Annotated in this window: 19 protein-coding genes; 6 read left to right on the top strand and 13 right to left on the bottom strand. The window is 73.8% G+C overall.

Annotated elements, in window-relative coordinates:
- Nucleotides 1-147: 147 nt before the first annotated feature.
- Nucleotides 148-1,344: a transcription termination factor Rho gene (gene rho, locus ACIP2X_RS12830; RefSeq protein WP_401671260.1), complete on the bottom strand. Its 1,197-nt coding sequence runs from the start codon at nt 1,342-1,344 to the stop codon at nt 148-150.
- Between the two features lie 342 nt (nt 1,345-1,686).
- On the opposite strand from rho, the gene ACIP2X_RS12825 reads away from it, so the two are divergent.
- Complete coding sequence (locus ACIP2X_RS12825) at nt 1,687-2,412, top strand: class I SAM-dependent methyltransferase (protein WP_401671258.1); 726 nt, start codon at nt 1,687-1,689, stop codon at nt 2,410-2,412.
- A 39-nt stretch (nt 2,413-2,451) separates the two neighbouring features.
- Here the strand turns inward: ACIP2X_RS12825 and ACIP2X_RS12820 are convergent, their stop codons facing one another.
- The 9 genes from ACIP2X_RS12820 to ACIP2X_RS12780 all read right to left on the bottom strand — a co-directional run bounded on the left by ACIP2X_RS12820 (nt 2,452) and on the right by ACIP2X_RS12780 (nt 9,322).
- The gene (locus ACIP2X_RS12820) at nt 2,452-3,201 is read right to left on the bottom strand and encodes a winged helix-turn-helix domain-containing protein (protein WP_401671256.1); all 750 of its coding nucleotides are present in this window, start codon (nt 3,199-3,201) and stop codon (nt 2,452-2,454) included.
- 152 nt (nt 3,202-3,353) lie between these two features.
- On the bottom strand, nt 3,354-4,520 hold the full coding sequence (locus ACIP2X_RS12815; protein ID WP_401671254.1) for a serine hydrolase domain-containing protein: 1,167 nt from the start codon (nt 4,518-4,520) through the stop codon (nt 3,354-3,356).
- A gap of 144 nt (nt 4,521-4,664) precedes the next feature.
- Nucleotides 4,665-5,078: a nuclear transport factor 2 family protein gene (locus ACIP2X_RS12810; protein ID WP_401671251.1), complete on the bottom strand. Its 414-nt coding sequence runs from the start codon at nt 5,076-5,078 to the stop codon at nt 4,665-4,667.
- A gap of 9 nt (nt 5,079-5,087) precedes the next feature.
- Complete coding sequence (locus ACIP2X_RS12805; RefSeq protein WP_401671249.1) at nt 5,088-6,056, bottom strand: acetylxylan esterase; 969 nt, start codon at nt 6,054-6,056, stop codon at nt 5,088-5,090.
- Between the two features lie 34 nt (nt 6,057-6,090).
- The gene (locus tag ACIP2X_RS12800) at nt 6,091-6,540 is read right to left on the bottom strand and encodes a DUF6010 family protein (protein ID WP_401671246.1); all 450 of its coding nucleotides are present in this window, start codon (nt 6,538-6,540) and stop codon (nt 6,091-6,093) included.
- Nucleotides 6,541-6,673: 133 nt separating this feature from the next.
- On the bottom strand, nt 6,674-7,258 hold the full coding sequence (locus ACIP2X_RS12795; RefSeq protein ID WP_401671244.1) for a hypothetical protein: 585 nt from the start codon (nt 7,256-7,258) through the stop codon (nt 6,674-6,676).
- Between the two features lie 142 nt (nt 7,259-7,400).
- Complete coding sequence (locus ACIP2X_RS12790; RefSeq protein WP_401671243.1) at nt 7,401-8,156, bottom strand: ferredoxin reductase; 756 nt, start codon at nt 8,154-8,156, stop codon at nt 7,401-7,403.
- Nucleotides 8,149-8,754, bottom strand: a complete 606-nt coding sequence (locus ACIP2X_RS12785) for a sulfite oxidase-like oxidoreductase (protein ID WP_401671240.1) — start codon at nt 8,752-8,754, stop codon at nt 8,149-8,151. Before ACIP2X_RS12785 ends, ACIP2X_RS12790 begins: the two co-directional genes overlap by 8 nt.
- Nucleotides 8,755-8,851: 97 nt before the next feature.
- Nucleotides 8,852-9,322, bottom strand: a complete 471-nt coding sequence (locus ACIP2X_RS12780; protein ID WP_401672330.1) for a MarR family winged helix-turn-helix transcriptional regulator — start codon at nt 9,320-9,322, stop codon at nt 8,852-8,854.
- A gap of 283 nt (nt 9,323-9,605) precedes the next feature.
- Between ACIP2X_RS12780 and ACIP2X_RS12775 the strand changes: the two genes are divergently transcribed.
- Entirely contained in the window at nt 9,606-10,388 is a 783-nt protein-coding gene (locus ACIP2X_RS12775; RefSeq protein ID WP_401671238.1) for a putative protein N(5)-glutamine methyltransferase, read from the top strand.
- 9 nt (nt 10,389-10,397) lie between these two features.
- Here the strand turns inward: ACIP2X_RS12775 and ACIP2X_RS12770 are convergent, their stop codons facing one another.
- Complete coding sequence (locus ACIP2X_RS12770; RefSeq protein WP_401671236.1) at nt 10,398-12,476, bottom strand: SpoIIE family protein phosphatase; 2,079 nt, start codon at nt 12,474-12,476, stop codon at nt 10,398-10,400.
- 329 nt (nt 12,477-12,805) lie between these two features.
- On the opposite strand from ACIP2X_RS12770, the gene ACIP2X_RS12765 reads away from it, so the two are divergent.
- The 3 genes from ACIP2X_RS12765 (at nt 12,806) to ACIP2X_RS12755 (ending at nt 15,877) form a co-directional block, all read left to right on the top strand.
- Nucleotides 12,806-13,189, top strand: a complete 384-nt coding sequence (locus ACIP2X_RS12765; protein WP_401671233.1) for a hypothetical protein — start codon at nt 12,806-12,808, stop codon at nt 13,187-13,189.
- A gap of 91 nt (nt 13,190-13,280) precedes the next feature.
- Entirely contained in the window at nt 13,281-15,296 is a 2,016-nt protein-coding gene (locus tag ACIP2X_RS12760; protein WP_401671230.1) for an FAD-dependent oxidoreductase, read from the top strand.
- Nucleotides 15,297-15,325: 29 nt separating this feature from the next.
- Complete coding sequence (locus ACIP2X_RS12755) at nt 15,326-15,877, top strand: PadR family transcriptional regulator (protein WP_401671227.1); 552 nt, start codon at nt 15,326-15,328, stop codon at nt 15,875-15,877.
- A gap of 51 nt (nt 15,878-15,928) precedes the next feature.
- Here ACIP2X_RS12755 and ACIP2X_RS12750 read toward each other — a convergent pair whose 3' ends face one another.
- Together ACIP2X_RS12750 and ACIP2X_RS12745 are read right to left on the bottom strand one after the other, a co-directional pair.
- Nucleotides 15,929-16,468 (bottom strand): hypothetical protein, encoded by a 540-nt coding sequence (locus ACIP2X_RS12750; protein ID WP_401671224.1) that lies wholly within the window; start codon nt 16,466-16,468, stop codon nt 15,929-15,931.
- Nucleotides 16,469-16,635: 167 nt separating this feature from the next.
- Complete coding sequence (locus tag ACIP2X_RS12745) at nt 16,636-17,616, bottom strand: fibronectin type III domain-containing protein (RefSeq protein ID WP_401671222.1); 981 nt, start codon at nt 17,614-17,616, stop codon at nt 16,636-16,638.
- A 367-nt stretch (nt 17,617-17,983) separates the two neighbouring features.
- Here ACIP2X_RS12745 and ACIP2X_RS12740 point away from each other — a divergent pair, with 367 nt between their 5' ends.
- On the top strand, nt 17,984-18,685 hold the full coding sequence (locus ACIP2X_RS12740; RefSeq protein WP_401671220.1) for a glycoside hydrolase family 75 protein: 702 nt from the start codon (nt 17,984-17,986) through the stop codon (nt 18,683-18,685).
- Nucleotides 18,686-18,687 lie beyond the last annotated feature (2 nt).

Raw genomic sequence — 18,687 nt, 5'->3', positions numbered from 1 at the left:
GATCGGTGCTGGCCGGGCCGAGCGGTGCCTGCGTGCACCCGGATGCCGCACGGGGGCCCGGCGTGGCGCGTCGCCCGGCAGGCGGCGGCCCTCCACGGCCTGCCGCGACGCGGTTCCCACGGCGGCCGCCGCTTGCACCGCTGGGCTCTACGGCCTGGCCGGCAGCGTCGGCTGGATCCGGCGCAGGAAGGTCGCGTTGTCCGGGCTCTGGCGCATCCGCTCCAGCAGCGTCTCAGGGCCGCTCTCGCCGTCACGGTTTCGCAGCGCCCGGCGCAGCCCGTGCACGGCGGCCAACTCGGCCGGGGACAGCAGCAGTTCCTCGCGGCGGGTGCCGGAGCCGGCGATGTCGACGGCGGGGAAGACACGGCGCGAGGCGAGTTCGCGGCTCAGCCGGATCTCCATGTTGCCGGTGCCCTTGAGCTCCTCGAAGAAGAAGTCGTCGGCCCGCGACCCGGTCTCGACCAGGGCGGTGGCCAGGACGGTCAGCGAACCGCCCTCCTCGGCCAGGCGCGCGGCACCGAAGAACCGCTTGGGCCCCTGCAGCGCCGCCGCGTCCACCCCGCCGGAGAGGGTACGGCCGCCGGAGGCCGCCGCGTTGTTGTGCGCCCGGCACAGCCGGGTCAGCGAATCGAGCAGGATCACCACGTCCTCACCGGCCTCCACGAGTCGCTTGGCCCGTTCGATCACCAGCTCGGCGAGCGCGATGTGCTGCTTGGGCGTCCGGTCGAAGGTCGAGGCGTACACCTCGCCCCGCACCGAGCGCCGCATGTCGGTGACCTCCTCGGGGCGCTCGTCGAGCAGGACGACCATCAGCCGGCATTCGGGGTGGTTGCCCGCGACGGCGGCCGCGAGCTGCTGGAGCAGCACGGTCTTGCCGGTCTTGGGCGGGGCGACGATCAGTCCGCGCTGCCCCTTGCCGACGGGCGAGATCAGGTCGGCGACGCGCCCCGTGAGGCCGGACGCCGGGTGTTCGAGGCGGAGCCGGGTGCGCGGGTGCAGGGGTGTCAGGTCGCGGAAGTGGCGGCGGTCCCGGAGCCGTCCGGGCGTCTCGCCGCCGACGAGTCCGACCTCGGTCACGGTACGCCGGGGGCCGCTGACGGCCTCGACGAGGTCGCCCTTGCGGAGTCCGTACGTGCGGATCAGGGCCGCCGGTACCTGGGGATCGGCGGGTGTGGGCAGGCAGTCGAGCCCGCGCAGGTGCCCCTTGCCGCCCGCGTCGACGTCGAGGACACCGGTCACGGTCCGGGACGCCGGGGCCTGCTGCTGGAGGGGAGGGTGTTCGAGTGTGGTGGTCATGGGGTCGGTCCTCTCACGGACTCGGGGGCCTGCGACGCAGGCGGACATGAGGAAGGGAAGGGGGAGGGGCCGCGGACGAGGCGTACGGAAAGGCCTCCGGGCGGCTGGAACAGCACCTCGGCCGCGGACACGGGGGTCCGCCGATGAGGTGGTGCGGAAAGCCGCTGCACCGGCCGGGAACGGCGATGCTTGCGCGGGCTGAGGAAGGAACTGGCACCGGCGCCACGACGGGGCGTACACAAGTGCTTACGTCACTGTACCACTCGGCGGACGTGCGCGCTGTGACGCACGCCACCGCGGCCCGGAGGGTCCGCTGTCCCCGACGGCCGGGTCACGGATGCCGCCGTCATCGCCGGGTGCGACCGGCCGGGTGGGACTAAGCTGAGGCCGATGTTCAGCCCCCAAGGCCCCAGCCTGCGTGAACTCGCCGTCCAGGCGCTGTCGTCGGTCGAGCGCGGCTACGACCTGCTCGCGCCGAAGTTCGACCACACGCCCTTCCGTACGCCGGACTCGGTGCTGGACGCCGTCGCCGCGGCGCTGCGGCGGATCGGGCCCTTCGAGGACGGGCTCGACGTGTGCTGCGGTACCGGCGCGGGTGCCGTCGTGCTGCGGCAGGTGTGCGAGGGGAGCGTCACCGGGGTCGACTTCAGCGCGGGCATGCTCGCGATCGCCCGGGAGCGCGTCCCGTCCGGTGCGCCCCGGGTGTCCTTCGTGCGGGCGGACGCCCGCGCCCTGCCGTTCCGCCCCTCCTTCGACCTCGCGGTGAGCTTCGGGGCGTTCGGGCACTTCCTGCCGGAAGAACTGCCGGTGCTCTTCGGGCAGGTCCGCTCCGTGCTGCGGCCGGGCGGATGCTTCGCCTTCCCGGTCGTGGGCCCGCCCCGGACGGTCTCGGTCGTGAACGGCATGCTGCTGGGCTTCGACCTGGTGATGCGGGTCCGCAACGCGCTGTGGCGGCCCCCGTTCGTCATGTACTACCGGGCCGTGCGGTTCGGGCGTCTGCTGCGGGAGCTGGAAGGCGCCGGGTTCCGGGTGGATCTGCACCCGCTGCCCGACTTCGGGCTGCGGCGGGACGGAAGCCCGCGGGTGCGCATGGTCGTCGCCCGGCGCCTCGGGTGAGCACGCGCCCGGGGAGGAGTCCCTGGGGCGGCTGCCGGGTCAGACCGCTGCCGGCAGGGTGAACTCGTAGACCAGCGCGTCCCGTTGGGCGTCCACGACGAGCTCGGTGAACTCCAGCGGCCGCTCGTGCTGGTCGTGCACCAGGCGGGTCACCCGGACCGAGGTGCTGTCGGGGAGGCGGGTGATGGCGTCGCGGTGGTGCAGGGTCAGCCCCGCGGTGCGCATCCAGTCGTAGGCGCGGCGCAGTTGGGCCGCCGAGGTGCCGTCGGCGCGGTCGCGGTAGCGGCCCAGCTCCACCACCTCGGTCAGGGCCACGTCCGAGAAGGAGGTGACGGCGCTGCGCAGGCCGCGTCCGTCGGCGCGGGCGGATTCGTAGCGGTGCATCAGGGTCGGGCGGTCCGGCGCGAGCCGCAGCGCCGCCGCGTGCGCCGCCGGGGGCGTCTCCCAGGTGACGGTCGCCCGGTCGACGGCACGCTCGTCGGGGCCGGGCCGGACGCCGATCGGGAAGGCGGCCGAGGTCGAGTGCTCGACCGGTGGGCCGGGCAGGGTGGCGTGACTGCCGCGCCGGTCGGTGGTGACCAGGCCGTCCCGGCGCAGCACCTCCAGCGCCTGTCGTACGGTCTCTCTGCTGACCCCGAAGTGCTCCGCCAACTGCCGTTCGCCCGGCAGCCGTTCCCCGGGTCGGACGGTGCCGTCGCGTAGTTCGCCGAGCAACTCCGTCGCCACCCGCCAGTACCGGGGCTGTTCGTCGGTGTGCGGGCGGTCGTGCGGGGTGGTGGTGCGGGCCATGCCGCGCCCTCCTGTTGGTGACGTGCCGTAGCCGTGCGGGCTCATTGCGCCACCAGAATTAGCATTGGTCTAAACCACCAGGGAAGACCGGCCCGGCGGTTCGGCCGAAACAGGCTGGGCGGGAACCGGCCGCGGCAGGGCGCGCGAGCCGGTCACAGGGCGTCGTACACCGCGTTCACCAGCGCCGTCTTGCGGGGGTCGTCGGCGATGTGCGGTCCCATGCGGTTCATCACATAGCCGAGCGACACGCCCGCCTCGGGATCGGCGAGCCCGGCGGAGCCGCCGAATCCGTCATGCCCCACGGCGCGCGGATTGGGCCCGTACGAGCCGTTCGGTCCGCTCAGCCACAGCCCGAGGCCGATCTCGGTCTCCTGCGGGAAACCGGCGCCCAGCACCAGGTCACGGCAGCTGCCCTGCCCCTCCCGCACCCGCTCGGCGGCGTCGGGGGACAGCACGCGACGCCCGTCGTGCATCCCGCGGCCCGCGAATATCCCGTACAGGGCGGCCACCGCCCGCGCGGTGCCGTGGCCGCCCGCCGCGGGGATCTCGGCGGCCCGCCACGCGGGCGTGTTGGCCTCGGCCGCGCCCACCGCGGGGTTGGTCAGCGCGGCGAGCGCGGCGGGCGACAACTGGCTGAAGATCGCCGCCTGTTCGCTGCTCGGCGCGACCCGGCGGTGCGTCAGCTCCGCCGCTCGGCCGGCCTCCCGTACCGGCAGCCCGATGCCGAAGTCGATGCCGAGCGGCCCGGTCACCTCCCGTGCCAGGAACGCGCCCGGCCGCAGCCCCGAGACCCGGCGGACGACCTCCCCGACCAGATGGCCGTAGGTCAGCGCGTGATACCCCGAGCGCGTCCCCGGCTCCCACCACGGCTCCGTCGCCGCGAGCCGGCGTGTCGTCACCTCCCAGTCGCACAGCTCGGCGAACGAGTGCGGTTCGCGCAGGCCGGACAGGCCGGCACGGTGGGAGAGCAGATGGCGTACGAGCACCTTCTCCTTGCCGGCCGCGGCGAACTCGGGCCAGTACGCGGCGACCGGCGCGTCCAGGTCCAGCAGCCCCCGGTCGGCGAGGATGTGCGCGCACAGCGCCACCGGGCCCTTGGACGTCGACCACACGTTGACGAGCGTGTCGCGCTCCCAGGGCCGGGTGCGGGCCGGGTCGGCCCAGCCGCCCCACAGATCGACCACGGTCACACCGTCGGCGACCACGGTGACGGCGGCGCCCAGTTCCTCCCGCTCCCGGAAGTTCTCCTCGAACGCCGCACGCACCGCCGCGAAGCGGGCGTCGCAGTGGCCGTGGATCTGTGGCTCGCGCTCGGACATGCGGCCTCCGTGGTCCGTGGGAAGCCCGGTCCACGACCCTGCGGACCGGGCCACCCGAACGTACCGACTGGTCGGACTGCGCGGAAGGGCGCGGCGCCCGACGAGCGGGTCACCCGACGAGCGGGTCACCCGCCGGGACGCGGCTCAGGTGAAGAACAGCGGGCCGGTCGGTTCCTGGTGGCCGTCGGCGGTGTGCCAGTAGTCCCGAGTCTCGACCGCCAGCCCGTCGGCGCCGAACCGGACGAAGACACAGCCGGCGAGAGTGGCGTGCCGGCCTCCCTCCTGCGACAGCACCCGGAACTCGGCCACCGCCACCCCGTCCGGGCCCACCACCGGCGAGGCGAACCGCACGTCGGTCACCCGCTCCTGCGCGAACGACCAGCGCAGATACTCGCCCAGTTCGGCGCGCCCCCGGTGCGGCTCGCGAAACGGCATGGAGCGGTGGACGCAGTCCTCGGCGTACAGCGCGAGCAGCGTGTCCACGTCGTGCGCGGCCCAGCCCCGCTCCCATGCGCGGACGAACCGCTCGGCGGCCTGACGTGTCTCCGTGGTCCCCACCCCGGCCCCTCAGGCGTACGAGCGCAGCCAGCGCATCCGGGCGGCGGCCTGGAACGGGCCGCCGCCTTCGTGGTCGTTGAAGTCGTACTCCTCGATCGCCTTGTCCGGGTGCGCCCAGGCGTTGAACGCCGCGAAGACCGTCGAGGGCGGGCACGTCTGGTCCTCCAGCGCCGCCGAGAAGAGGGCGGGGGCCCGGCCGCGCGCGGCGAAGTGCACCCCGTCGAAGTAGGACAGCGTGCGCAGCGCGTCCTGCGCGCGGCCACGGTGCGTCTTGAGGTAGAGGCCGATCTCACGGTAGGGGTGACGGTCCGTCAGCGTGGTCGCGCGCGGGTAGTCGCACAAGAACGGCACGTCCGGCGCGACCGCCACCAGGTCCGGGACCAGACCGCCGACGGCGATGCTGATGCCGCCGCCCTGGCTGGCACCGAGCGCGACGGTCCTGGCCGGGTCGGTGAGCGGATGCGAGCGGGCCGCCTCGACGGCCCGCACCGCGTCCGTGAAGACCCGGCGGTAGTAGTAGTTCTCGGGCGCGTCGATGCCCCGGGTCATGAAACCGGGATACGCCGGAGCGCCGCCGACCGGGTCCGGGGTGCCGCCACCGCCGCCCCAGGCGCTGCCCTGGCCCCGGGTGTCCATCACGAAGTGCGCGCGGCCCGTGGACGCCCACAGCAGATGCTCGTGGGGCAGCCCGCGCCCGCCCCCGTACCCGACGAACTCGACCACCAGCGGCAGGGGCGCCGTCGCGCCGGCGGGCAGCAGCAGCCAGCCTTTCACCGGGTGGCCGCCGAACCCGGCGAACGTCACGTCGAACACCTGCACGGTCTCCAGGCCCGCGTCGACGGGCTCGAACCGGGCGTCCAGGTCGTGCTCGCGTGCCTCCTGGAGGGTCTTGGACCAGAAGGCGTCGAAATCCTCGGGTTCGGTGGCCGAACCGCGGTACTCACGGAGCTCGTCGAGGGGGAGGTCGAACAGGGCCATGCAGGACCACCTAGGGTGCGGACGGCGTCGGTGATCACACCGTACGCGCGGGGTCCGGCCACTCGCCAGGGCGCGCGCCGGGCCCGGCCGCCCGCCCGTGCCTGCGCCGGAACAGCTCGCGCGCGGTGGGACCGCCGGCCAGGCACCACAGGGCGATGACCGGGTCGCAGATCGCGCAGCCGAGCGAGGAGTCGTGGGCGAACGGGATGATCGGGTTGCCCTTGAGGTGATGCACGGCGTCCCAGACGGTGTGCAGCAGCCAGGCGACGCCGATCCAGGTCCAGGACTCCAGCCCGCGGAAGGCGCAGTAGGTGACGAGAGCGGTGAAGGCGAACTCCCAGCCGCCCAGGCCGCCCCCGCTGAGGTAGGCGGCCCCCGCGCCGGCGACCATGATCGCGTTGAGGCGGCGCCGGTGCGGTTCGCGGACGAGGGACATGAGGAGCGCGTAGCCGACGCCGATGACGACCGGCAGGACGTAGGTCATGGGAAGTGCCTGTTCCTGGTGAGGTGACGGGGGCGTCCGCGCGCGTGGACCGGTCACACGCTAGAACCGCCTCCGGCGACCCCACAGGGGCATTGACGACACGTTCCGACGGGTTGTCGCCAGGGACCGGGCCTCAGGCCCGCCGGCGCGTCCACTCCGGTTCCTTGCGCGCCCAGGCGCGCTCCCACTCGGCCATCCGGTGCCGGTTCGCCGCCCGCCGGACGGCCATGTTGCCCAGCAGCACCACCCCGGCCGAGCCGGCGGTCGCGCAGATGCCCAGGGTCAGGGAGTGCTGCCAGACGGTCGTCGCGCTCGGGGGCGGCGGCACGCTGCGGCCCCGCCCGTCGAACCACACGTCGACCGTCTCCCCGGGCCGTGTCCCCGCCGGGACCCGGGCCGTGCCCGTACGAGGCCCCTCACCGGGCTCGGTCCAGCGCACCGTCGCGCGGTACGTGTACTCCCGGCCGGCCTCCGCCGACGGCAGCGCGTCGGGTGTTCTGCCGACGACCTCCGCCCGGACGTGCCGCCGGTCCTCCGTCTGCGCGACCACGGTACGCCGCGCCTGGCCGTACGCCCACCAGCCCGTCAGCACGCCGACCAGCGGCGCGCCCACGAGGATCAGGAGGGCGACGGCCACCACCGTCCATGCCTCTATGACGTCCGACCTGCGCCGCAGCGAATTGCGCCGCCAGCGCCAGCCACGCACCCGGGTTCGCATCTCCGCCTCCTCGCCGTCACCGGAGCCGGGGAGCGGCACCGCCGCCCTCGGGTCCACGCATGCGTGCGAGTGCCACATGAATGTCGTACCCCGTCACAGGCACTTCCTGCATCGAGAGGGGGGCCGCGAGAAGGCGGGATCGTCAGCCGAAGCGTTCGATCCGGATCCGGTCCACCGGCTGGCCCGCGGCGGTGAGCAGGCGGGACGCGTGCTCGGCGAAGGCGTTGGACCCGCACACATAGGCCTCCCACCCGCCGGGAGGCGCGGCCTCCAGGAGCGGCGCCACGTGTGCCGCGGCGAGCCGGCCCACCGGTGCGCCCGGCGGGGCCGTCCGGGTGAAGACGGGCGTGGTCTCGGCCCCGTACTCCCGCGCGTAGATGAGCTCGCCGGGCCCGCGCGCGGACACCAGCAGCCGCAGCGGCACGGACAGGCCCCGCGCCCGGTGGTGGCGGACCATCGACATCAGCGGTACGACACCGGACCCGGCGCCGACGAGCAGTGCGGCGCGGTCGCCCGGCCAGGCGAAGAAGCCGCTCAGCGGGCCCCGCACCTCGACGCGGTCGCCGGGCCGGGCCTCACCGTGGAACCAGCCGGACACCTCACCGTCCTCGACGTGGTCCAAGGTCAGCTCGATGTGCCCGGAGCCGTCCGGCGCGGACGCGATCGAGTAGTGGCGCTGCGCGACGTAGCCGTCGGCGGCGGTCAGCCGGAGCATCAGGTGCTGGCCGGGCAGATGCCCGGCCCAGTCGGGCACCGCGAACCGGAAGGTGGCAGCGCGCGGGGTCTCCCGGCGGACCTCGGTGAGCGTGGCGGTCTGCCAGCGACCGGCGGTGCCCTCTCCCACGGCGATCCGGCCGGGCACGGCGAACCGGGTCGGGGCAGTGAAGGTGTCAGTCACCGGAGTACCGCTGCTCCTCCCACGGGTTGCCGCGCGCGTGGTAGCCGTTCTGCTCCCAGAAGCCGGGCTCGTCGTGGCCGAGCAGGCGGATGCCGGCGATCCACTTGGCGCTCTTCCAGAAGTACAGATGCGGCACGATCAGCCGCGCCGGGCCCCCGTGCTCCGGCGCGAGCGGGCGGCCGTCGTACTCCCATACGATCCAGGCCCGGCCGCCGGTGAGGTCGGTGAGCGGGAGGTTCGCGGTGTACCCGGTGTGCGCGTAGGCGACGGCGTGGGTGGCGTCCGGGAGCGGGCCCGCCTGTTCCAGGAAGGCGTCCAGCGAGACGCCCCCGAAACGCACCCCGAACTTCGACCAGCCGGTCACGCAGTGGATGTCGCCCTCGTAGGCCGACGCGGGCAGCGCGTGCGCCTGTGCCCAGTCCCAGGCCCGGGGCTCGGCCACCAGGCCGTCGACCCGGAAGGTCCAGTCGGCGGGCGCGAGGTCGGGGGTGACCTCGGCGGACAGGACGGGCCAGTCGTCGCCCGCGTCGTACTGCCCGGGCGGCAGGCCCGGATTGTCGACACGGGGACGCCCGGTGAAGCCTCGGGTGACGTTCATGCGGGTGGTGCCTCCAGACCGCCGCGCGGCGGCCCCGCGGACAGAGCCTGATCAGTGCGTACGCGTACCACCGTAAGGGGTCCGTGGTGCCGTCCCCTCAGCCGCCCGCGGCAGCCGCGTTGTAGCGCTCCAGATATCCGGCGAACCGCCGCAGGTCCTCCTCCGGCCAGTCCGTCAGCCGCTTCCGGACGACCGCCCGGCGGCTCACCGTGACCTGCGCGAGGATCCGCCGGCCCGCGTCGGTCAGGTCCAGCACCTGCACGCGGTGGTCCTCCGGGTCCTGGCGGCGCCCGATCAGCCCGGCCTGTTCCAGCGCGGCCACCTGCCGGCTGACGGTCGACTTGTCCAGCGCGCAGTGCGCGGCGAGGTCGGTGGCCCGGAGTCCGTCCCGCTCCTCCAGATGCCCCAGCAGCGTGTACGAGACCAGCGACAGTTCGGGGTGCATCCGCCCGGCCGAGGCCCGGGCGCGGCGAGCCAGGGCCGTCAGCTCCCGCTGAATCGTCTCCACGGCGATCTCCGCGATCTCTGTGACCTGCGCGGGATCGGCGGGACCCGCAGGCCCCTCCATGCGTGGCGCAGCGGGGTTCTCCATGGCGAGGCCCTCCCTTCCCACATCTCGTTGCACGGTACAACTGTAGTGCGGGCGGGGTGTGCGGAGACCGGACGAGGACCGCTCGTGACGTGGGATAGGGTGGCGTCCGGCTGAGGGCGGTCCCAGCCGTGCGTGACCGAGGAGGTGAGACCCATCACCGCTGTGTCAGATCGGGTGCTCTCCTCCCGCGTCGGCGCCGGCCACCGGCAGTAGTCGACCGCGAGAGCGCCCTTCGGCTTCCGAAAGGCTCTCGCCCCGCATGTCCCTGCCGCTTTCCCCCTCCCCGTCCTCCGTGGTGGCCGCCCTGCGCGCCGCCGGCTGCGTCTTCGCCGAGGACGAGGCGGAGTTGATCCTCGGCGCCGCCCGCGGCCCGGCCGAACTCGCCGCCATGGTGGCCCGCCGTACCGAAGGCCTGCCCCTCGAACTCGTCGTCGGCTGGGCCGAGTTCAGCGGCCTGCGGATCGCCGTCGAACCCGGCGTCTTCGTCCCGCGCCGCCGCACCGAGTTCCTCGTCGAACAGGCGCTCGACGCTGCCCCGCACGCCGCGCTCGTCGTCGACCTGTGCTGCGGCTCGGGCGCGGTGGGCGCCGCCCTGGCCACGGCCCTCGCCCCGGTCGAACTGCACGCGGCCGACATAGACCCGGCCGCGGTGGACTGCGCCCGGCGCAACCTCGCCGGGCACGGCGGCCGCGTCCACCAGGGCGACCTGTACGCGGCCCTCCCGGGTCGACTGCGGGGCCGCGTCGACATCCTGGCCGCCAACGTCCCCTACGTCCCCACCGCCGAGGTCGGCCTCCTGCCCGCGGAGGCACGGGACCACGAACCGACGGTCGCCCTCGACGGCGGCACCGACGGACTGGACGTGCTGCGCAGGGTCGCCGCCGGGGCCCGCGACTGGCTCGCCCCGGGCGGCTGCCTCCTGACGGAGACGAGCGGCCGCCAGGCCCCGGAAGCCGTGGCCGTCCTCACCCGAGCGGGCCTGACGGCCCGGCCGGCGGTGTCGGAGGAACTGCACGCCCACGTGGTGATCGGCACCCGCTGACCCGGCCGGTCACTCCCGTGGCTGGGCGCGCGCGATGAGGACCGCGACGTCGTCGTGGTTGTCGGGGTGGTGCAGGGTGCGGACGAGGAGGTCGCAGACCTCCTCCAGGGGGCGGGCCGGGTCGTCGAGCAGGCGCAGCAGGGTGTCCAGGCGCTCGTCGAGGGAGTGGGTGCGGGTCTCGACCAGGCCGTCGGTGTACAGGACGAGTTCGTCGCCGGGGTCGAGCGTGAAGACCGTGGTGGTGAACTCGACGCCGCCCACGCCGAGGGGCGCGCCGGTCGGCAGGTCGAGCAGTGCCCGCGCCCCGTCGCGGCGCACGTGGACGGGCGGCAGATGGCCCGCGTTGGCGATCAGGCAGCGTCCCTCACGGGGCTCGTGCACGGCGTACACGCAGGTGGCGATGGAGTGGTCGAGGTCCGAGGTGATCCGGTCGAGGTGTTCGAGGAGCACCGCGGGATCCAGGCCCAGCGAGGCCAGCGTGTTGGTGGCGGTGCGCAGCCGCCCCATGGTCGCCGCGGCCGTGATGCCGCTGCCCATCACGTCGCCCACGACCAGCGCGGTGCTGCCGCCGTCCAGGGGGATGACGTCGAACCAGTCACCGCCGACCTCGGTGGCGGCGCCGGCCGGCTGGTAACGGGAGGCGACCTCTAGGCCGCCCGTGACCGGCGGATGAGTGGGCAGCAGGCTGCGCTGGAGGGTGATGGCGGTGTCGCGGGCGTTCTGGTACCAGCGGGCGTTGTCGATCTGCACCGCCGCCCGGGCGGCGAGTTCACGGGCGAGCAGCAGGTCGTCCTCGCTGAACGGCAGCGGGTTGTCGATGCGCTTGAGGTCGAGGGCGCCGAGCACCTCGCCGCGCGCGATGAGCGGGACGGCGAGATAGGAGTGGACACCGGCGCGGGCCAGCAGGGCGGCGGCCTCCGGGGAGCGGGCGATGCGCGGCAGGTCCTCGTCCTTGACCTGCGGGACCATCACCGGCCGCGCCGAGCGCACACACTCGGTGACCAGGCGGTCCGGTCCGTAGCGGGCCACCTGTCCCGGGACGTCGGCCGCCTCCAGGGCCTCCGGCGCGTTGTCCGCCCGTACGGCCAGCGCCCGGATCACGGCCGGCTCGCACGGGTCGGCACTGCTGCGCCGGCCGCCGATCACCGAGTCCAGCAGGTCCACGGCGGCCACGTCCGCCAGTTCCGGCACGGCGACGTCGGCCAGTTCGTTGGCGGTGCGCTCCAGCTCCAGCGTCGTGCCGATCCTGGCCGAGGCGTCGGCGATGAGCGCCAGCCGGCGCCGGGCGGTCTCCGCCTCGACACCGGCCCTGCGCTGTTCCGTGACGTCGGTGACCGACTTGGCCACGCCCAGCACCGTGCCCAGGGCGTCCTCCAGGCGGTAGAGCGAGACCGACCAGGCGTGGTCCTCGTACGGGTCGGCCGGGGTGCGGCCCGACATGGGGTGGTCGACCAGCGGCTGCCCGGTCTCCAGCACGTGCAGCAACGCGGTCTCCAGCGGACCCATGTCCAGCATCGGCAGCACCTCGCCGACCCGTCGGCCGATGTGCTCCTCGGCCGGGACGCCGTTGATCCTCTCCAGCGCCGCGTTCACGGACACGTAGCGCAGCCCGGTGTCCAGGACGGCCAGCCCGATCGGGGACTGCGCGATCATCCGCGTGGACAGGGCCACGTCCTGCTCCAGCTGGCGCACGGTCGACTGGTCGGCGGCCAGGCCGAGGGCGTAGACGTGGCCCTGGTCGTCCAGCAGTCGCATGTTGCGGAACTCCACCAGGCGCGTGCTGCCGTCCTTGCGCCGCACCGGGAAGGCGCCGGCCCAGCTCCGGCCGGTGGCCATGACGTCGGTGAACAGCTTCTTGACCAGGTCGAGGTGCTCCTCGTGCACCATCACCCGGGCGGCGTACGCGCCGAGCGCCTCGCCCGCCGGATAGCCGAACAGCTCCTCGGCCTGAGGGCTCCACAGGACGATGCGGCCTTCGGCGTCCAGCACCACGGAGGCCACGCCCAGCACGTCGAGCAGCCCGCTGGGCCGCCCCGGCCCGCTGCCCGGCTCGGCCCCGTCGTCCACCGGGGGCCCGGTCGGTCCCATCGCACGCACCGCCTTCGCCTTCCACCACGGCACGCCGTCCCGTGCCGACTCCCCTCGCCGCCCGCGCTCAACCATCTCTTTACGCCACGACAGCCCTACTCCACCATCCCTCAACATGACTGGGGTGTCCGGCGATGAGGGCGGATCGGCGTGGCCCGTCCGAGGGGGCCCGCTCGCCCCGCGGCACCGTGCGGGTCCGATGGCGCTGAGCGGGCGCTTCGCCTGGGGCTGTACATCCGGGAATGTGGTGGTTCTCTGGGAGTGCGGCACGGCGCCGTGTGGGAACTCGCCTGCCGTGACGCGGCACGGCCACGAGAGGAGCCACCACGATGGACAGCGAGCGACTGCACCCGGAATCGGTCTCTCTGGAGATCAGTGGATGCAGCAAGGAGGACGCCAGGATCGTCTTCGACAGCCTGTGCGCGTACTTCGATTCCGACCGGTGCTCCGAGGACGTACCGCAGGACTGGCACGAGGTCCGGCCGACGGTGTGGCTCGGCACCTTCGAGGTGGCCTCGCCGCACGAAGGCGCCCACCCCGCCGCCCCCCGGCTGTCGGCCTCCGTCGAGGCCGACGCGCACGGCGGCTACTGGGCGATCGACCGCTTCCGCACCACGCTGCACGACCTGTTCAAGGTCCACGACCTCAGCACGGCCTCGGGCGACCAGGAGCGGGAGCTGCACGTACGGCTGGAGAGCCGCTCACCGATGTGACGCGACGGACGCCCCTTCCGTTGTGCAACTAGTTGCATAAACCGTGCGCGGTCCTCTACAACAGAGGGACGTCACCGCGCACGGAGGGGCCATGAGCCGTTACCCGCACCTGCTGAGCCCGCTCGACCTGGGCTTCACCACCCTGCCCAACCGCGTCCTGATGGGCTCGATGCACATCGGCCTGGAGGAGGCCGAGGGCGGCTTCGCGCGCATGGCGGAGTTCTACGCCGCCCGGGCCCGCGGGGGAGTGGGCCTCATCGTCACCGGCGGCATCGCGCCCAACGACGAGGGCCGGCCCTACGAGGGCGGCGCCAAGCTCACCACCGAGGCCGAGGCCGCGGAACACCGGCGCATCACCGAAGCGGTGCACCGCGAGGGCGGCCGGATCGCGATGCAGCTGCTGCACTTCGGCCGCTACGCCTACCACAAGGACCTGGTCGCCCCGAGCCCGCTCCAGGCCCCGATCAGCCCGTTCCCGCCCCGTGAGCTGACCGACGCCGAGGTCGAGCGGACCATCGACGACTACGCCCGCGCCGCCCGCCTGGCCCGGTCGGCCGGGTACGACGGCGTCGAGATCATGGGATCCGAGGGCTACCTGATCAACGAGTTCATCGCCGCGCAGACCAACCACCGCACCGACCGCTGGGGCGGCGCCTACGAGAACCGCATACGCTTCCCGGTCGAGATCGTCCGTCGGGTGCGCGAGGCGGTCGGCGAGGACTTCGTCCTCATCTACCGGCTGTCCATGCTCGACCTCGTCCCCGGCGGCTCCACCCTCGACGAGGTCGTCACCCTCGCCAAGGCCGTCGAGGCCGCGGGCGCGACGATCATCAACACCGGGATCGGCTGGCACGAGGCCCGCATCCCGACCATCGCCACCTCCGTGCCGCGCGGCGCCTACACCTGGGTCACCAAGCGGCTCATGGGCGAGGTGTCGGTCCCGCTCGTCACCACCAACCGCATCAACACCCCGGAGCTGGCCGAGGAACTGCTGGCCGACGGCTGCGCCGACATGGTGTCCATGGCCCGCCCGATGCTGGCCGACCCCGACTTCGTCGCCAAGGCCGCGGCCGGCCGCCCCGAGGCCATCAACACCTGCATCGGCTGCAACCAGGCCTGCCTCGACCACACCTTCAGCGGCCAGATCACCTCCTGCCTGGTCAACCCGCGCGCCTGCCACGAGACCGAGCTGGTCCTGTCCCCGACCCGGCTGCGCAAGCGCGTCGCCGTCGTCGGCGCGGGCCCCGCGGGCCTCGCGTGTGCCGTGAGCGCCGCCGAACGCGGCCACGACGTCACGCTGTTCGATGCCGCGGGCGAGATCGGCGGGCAGCTCAACGTCGCCCGCAAGGTCCCCGGCAAGCAGGAGTTCGACGAGACGCTGCGCTACTTCCGCCACCAGCTTGACGCGCACGGCGTCGAGGTGCGCCTGAACACCCGCGTGGCGGCCGCCGACGTGGCCGGCTACGACGAGGTCGTGGTCGCCACCGGCGTCACCCCGCGCACCCCGGACATCCCCGGCGTCGACCACCCGAAGGTCGTCGGCTACCTCGACGTCCTGCGCGACGAGGTGCCGGTCGGCGACAGCGTCGCCGTCCTGGGCGCCGGCGGCATCGGCTTCGACGTGGCCGAGTACCTCACCGACGGCGGCGACAAGGCCCACGAGGACCCGGCGACGTACTTCCGCCAGTGGGGCGTCGACATGGGCTACGAGGGCCCCGGCGGCCTCGCCGCCCCCGAGCGGCCCGAACCGCCGCGCACCGTCCATCTGCTCCAGCGCAAGGCCACCAAGGTCGGCGCGGGCCTCGGGAAGACGACCGGCTGGATCCACCGCACCGAGCTGAAGCACCGCGGCGTCACCATGGTCCCCGGCGTGCGCTACGACCGGATCGACGACGCCGGGCTGCACGTCACCGTCGGCGACACCAGCACGGTCCTGGAGGTCGACACCGTCGTGCTGTGCACGGGACAGGAGCCGCGCCGGGACCTGTACGAGGAACTGGTCGCCGCCGGATGCCACGCCCACCTCATCGGGGGCGCCGACGTGGCGGCCGAGCTCGACGCCAAGCGCGCCATCAAGCAGGGCACCGAAGTGGCGGCCGCGCTGTAGGCGCCTAGGGCGTCCCTAGGATGGCCCCCATGTCACTCCCGCACGCGATCCTCACCGCCCTGCTCGAAAGGCCGTCCTCGGGGCTGGAGCTGACCCGCCGCTTCGACAAGTCGATCGGCTACTTCTGGTCGGCGACGCATCAGCAGATCTATCGCGAGCTGGGAAGGCTGGAGGCCGACGGGCTGATCCGGGCCCTGCCGGCCGAGCAGCCGGCCCGCGGGCAGAAGAAGAGCTACGGGGTACTGCCCGCGGGGCGCGCCGAACTGTCCCGCTGGACCGCCGCCGCCCAGGACCCGAAGCCGCTGCGCGACACGCTGCTGCTGCGGCTGCGCGCGGCGGCCGTGGTCGGCACGGCCGGCCTGGAGGCGGACCTGCGCCGCCATCTCGACCTGCACCGGGTCCAGCTGACGGAGTACGAGGAGATCGAGCGCCGCGACTTCCCGCCCGGCAAGGACAGCCCGCAGGACCGGCTCCAGCACCTGGTCCTGCGGGCCGGCATCGACCTGGAGACCTTCTGGACGCGCTGGCTGGAGCACGCCCTGGCGGAGTTCGCCGAGCTGCCCCCGGGACAGGACGGCTGAGGAGCCACGAACGGGAGGCGCAACGGCCGGGACGCCGCTTTCGCCGCAGTCCTAGAGGCGGTACGGCTTCGAGCGGCGGCGCAGGAACCAGACCGTGGCGATCAGGGCGGTGGCCACCAGCGCCCCGCCGCCCACCAGCGTCAGTGCGCCGAAGTCGCGGGTGGCGCCGCCGACACCGCCGACCACGCCGCGAGTGGGGGAGGCCGTGGGTGTGACGGTCGCCGAGCCGGTGGGCGTCGACCCGGCGGAGACGACGACGGACTGCGTTCCGGCGGTGTTGCCGTTGGAGCACATGACGATGACCGTGTACGTGCCCGGGGTGACGTTCGTCCAGGCCGAGCCCTGCTGGGTGCTCGAACCCGTGAGCACCACCTGGCGGCCCTGGGCGAAGTTGGTCTGGTTGCTGTTGAGGATCGACGCGGTGCCCCATCTGCCGTTCAACTGGGTGCACGCGCTGGTCGTGACCGACACCGTGGAACCGTTGGTGCTCACCGAGATCCCGGAGTTCGCGGCGGCCGGCCCGGCGACCAGGGCCAGCGGCAGCGCGGCGGCTGCCACGGCCGCCCCGAGGAGAGGCTGAGAAGTACGCATGGGACTGCCCTCCGGCGGCACGGTGGCGGTACATCCCTTGCGCCGCCTAGGTCGGGGAACGCCCGTGCTGCCTCACAGAGGCAGCCAACGTGCCCCGGGCCCGTCCCGCATGGGGACCGCACCCGCTCAGGTGACGCGTACCGTCGTCCGGGGGACGTGAGGGCCCCTCAGCGGCCCTGACCGGTCGTCACCGTCCGTTCCGCCGAGAAACCGCCCCAGGTGCCGTCCGGCAGCCGGGGACGGATCCGCACCCGATGGCGCTCCCCGGCCTCCTGCCCGATGTAGAAGCTGTACGTCGCCCGGTCCCGGGGCGGTGTTCCGCCGAAGACCAGGGAGGTGACCGGACGCCCGTCGAGCTGGACCTGGTACTCGGTGATCACCCCGTCCACCTCGGGCGGCATCCAGGACAGGTCGATGTGGTACGCCCCGTCGGCGCGCCGGGTCGTCGCGCGGAAGTCGGCCGGGGCGGTGTCCCGCCCGTCGTCCGTGCCCGGCGCGGTGCTGAGCCGGACGGCGGCGCTGGCGGGGGAGACGTTGTCCGCGGCGTCCCGGGCCCGGACGGTGAACGTGTAGCGGGTGCCCGGCCGCAGCCCGGTCACCACGGTCGCGGTCTGTCCCCCGCCGACGCTGTGGATCTTCGCCGCGCCCTGGTAGACGTCGTACGACGCCACGCCCCGGTCGTCCTTCGACGCCGTCCAGGACAACTGCGCGGCCCGGCTCCCCGCCGCTCGCCCCCGCGCCTTGCCGGGCCGGGAGGGGGCGGAGGCGTCGGCCGCGGCCGCGGCGGGCGTGCGCGCCCGCACCTCACGGCTGCGCGGCCCGAGCCGCCCCTCGGTGTCCCGGGCCCGCACGGTGAAGACGTACGTCGTCGCCGGATCGAGCCGGACGACGTCGACCATGTGCGCGGAGCCCGGGACCTCCTGGACCTTGGTGGCGCCCCGGTACACCTCGTAGCCGGCGACCTCGCGCGAGGGCACCGCGTTCCACATGACGTGGACGCTGGTCGCGCTCCCCGCCGCCGCGGTGACCCCCGTCGGCGCCGCGGGCAGCCGCCCCTCGTCGCCTTCCCCCGTGCCGCCCCAGCCGCAGGACGGGACGAACAGCAGCGCGCCGAGGACCAGGGCAACGGGCACGGGAACGCGTCGCACGACTCGGCCTCCAGGGACGTCGCGGCGGCAATGGTCCGGACCAATATGACGGCACTGACGCGCTCACATCAAGAGGGCGGTCCGTGTCGAGCACGCCACCCCGTTACGTATGCTGAAGCAAGCACGGCCGAACTCCGCTCCAAAGAGGGGGAGTTCGGGCTCCCGGAGCGGATTCGCTGTCGTCGCCCATGCCGCGCCGGACCGGAGCGGCCGGGTGGCCGGAGCCGACACGGGCTCGGCCACCCGGCCCCCGGGTGGGACGGGCGTGGCGTGCACCGTCCGGACCCCTCGGGTGGCCCCATGATCGGAACCAGCATCCGATGGTGCTGAGCGACCGTCAGTGTCCCCCAGCAGAGAGTCCCTTATCGTGCGTGTCCAGTCCCTCGCGCTGGCCGCGGCAAGTGCCGCCCTGCTCGCCCCGGCGACGTCCTCGACCGCCCACCCGCCCAAGGAACCCCGCACACGGCACGAGAGATCCGCGGACGGTCCCGTCCGCGCGGCCGACCTGCTGGCCGCGGTGCGCGACTGCACCCAGGTGTCCGAGGGCCGCTACCGCACCGACGCGGGCGGCCCGGCCTCCGTCCGTGTCTGCGGCACCCCCGACGCCGTCTTCTGGACGGCCGACCTGGACATCGACTGCGACGGCCGGCCCGGCCGCCTGTGCAACCGCCGCACCGACCCGTACTTCTCCCCCGGTACGGCCTTCCAGACCTCCGACGGCCGCCATCTGGACGCCGAGCGCCTGCCCTTCGTCGTCGTGCCGGTGCCCAGCGACATCTGGGACTACCGCGAGCACGACGTGCGTGAGGGCTCCGTGGTGGCCCTCGTCCACGACGGCCGGGTGCGGTACGCGGTCGTCGGAGACACCGGGCCGCACGAGGTGATCGGCGAGGCGTCGTACGCCGCCGCCGAGGCACTCGGCATCCCGCCCGACCCGCGCGGCGGGGGGACGGACGCGGGCGTCACCTACATCGTCTTCAAGGGCTCGCGGATCTCACCCATCGAGGACCATGCCGCCGCCGCGGCCGAAGGGCAGCGGCTGGCACGGCGGTTCGTGGACGGCGGCTAGCC

The organism is Streptomyces sp. NPDC089424, from assembly GCF_044749345.1.
Classification (GTDB): Bacteria; Actinomycetota; Actinomycetes; order Streptomycetales; family Streptomycetaceae; genus Streptomyces.
Note: the sequence above shows the minus strand (reverse complement) of the source record. Positions and strands in the feature narration are given on the sequence as shown.

Excerpts from the sequence above, each read along its gene's own strand:
- rho (WP_401671260.1), bottom strand. The coding sequence starts at position 1,344 with ATGTCCGCCTGCGTCGCAGGCCCCCGAGTCCGTGAGAGGACCGACCCC.
- ACIP2X_RS12825 (WP_401671258.1), top strand. The coding sequence starts at position 1,687 with ATGTTCAGCCCCCAAGGCCCCAGCCTGCGTGAACTCGCCGTCCAGGCG.
- ACIP2X_RS12820 (WP_401671256.1), bottom strand. The coding sequence starts at position 3,201 with ATGGCCCGCACCACCACCCCGCACGACCGCCCGCACACCGACGAACAG.
- ACIP2X_RS12815 (WP_401671254.1), bottom strand. The coding sequence starts at position 4,520 with ATGTCCGAGCGCGAGCCACAGATCCACGGCCACTGCGACGCCCGCTTC.
- ACIP2X_RS12805 (WP_401671249.1), bottom strand. The coding sequence starts at position 6,056 with ATGGCCCTGTTCGACCTCCCCCTCGACGAGCTCCGTGAGTACCGCGGT.
- ACIP2X_RS12800 (WP_401671246.1), bottom strand. The coding sequence starts at position 6,540 with ATGACCTACGTCCTGCCGGTCGTCATCGGCGTCGGCTACGCGCTCCTC.
- ACIP2X_RS12795 (WP_401671244.1), bottom strand. The coding sequence starts at position 7,258 with ATGCGAACCCGGGTGCGTGGCTGGCGCTGGCGGCGCAATTCGCTGCGG.
- ACIP2X_RS12785 (WP_401671240.1), bottom strand. The coding sequence starts at position 8,754 with ATGAACGTCACCCGAGGCTTCACCGGGCGTCCCCGTGTCGACAATCCG.
- ACIP2X_RS12780 (WP_401672330.1), bottom strand. The coding sequence starts at position 9,322 with ATGGAGGGGCCTGCGGGTCCCGCCGATCCCGCGCAGGTCACAGAGATC.
- ACIP2X_RS12775 (WP_401671238.1), top strand. The coding sequence starts at position 9,606 with ATGTCCCTGCCGCTTTCCCCCTCCCCGTCCTCCGTGGTGGCCGCCCTG.
- ACIP2X_RS12770 (WP_401671236.1), bottom strand. The coding sequence starts at position 12,476 with ATGGGACCGACCGGGCCCCCGGTGGACGACGGGGCCGAGCCGGGCAGC.
- ACIP2X_RS12765 (WP_401671233.1), top strand. The coding sequence starts at position 12,806 with ATGGACAGCGAGCGACTGCACCCGGAATCGGTCTCTCTGGAGATCAGT.
- ACIP2X_RS12760 (WP_401671230.1), top strand. The coding sequence starts at position 13,281 with ATGAGCCGTTACCCGCACCTGCTGAGCCCGCTCGACCTGGGCTTCACC.
- ACIP2X_RS12755 (WP_401671227.1), top strand. The coding sequence starts at position 15,326 with ATGTCACTCCCGCACGCGATCCTCACCGCCCTGCTCGAAAGGCCGTCC.
- ACIP2X_RS12750 (WP_401671224.1), bottom strand. The coding sequence starts at position 16,468 with ATGCGTACTTCTCAGCCTCTCCTCGGGGCGGCCGTGGCAGCCGCCGCG.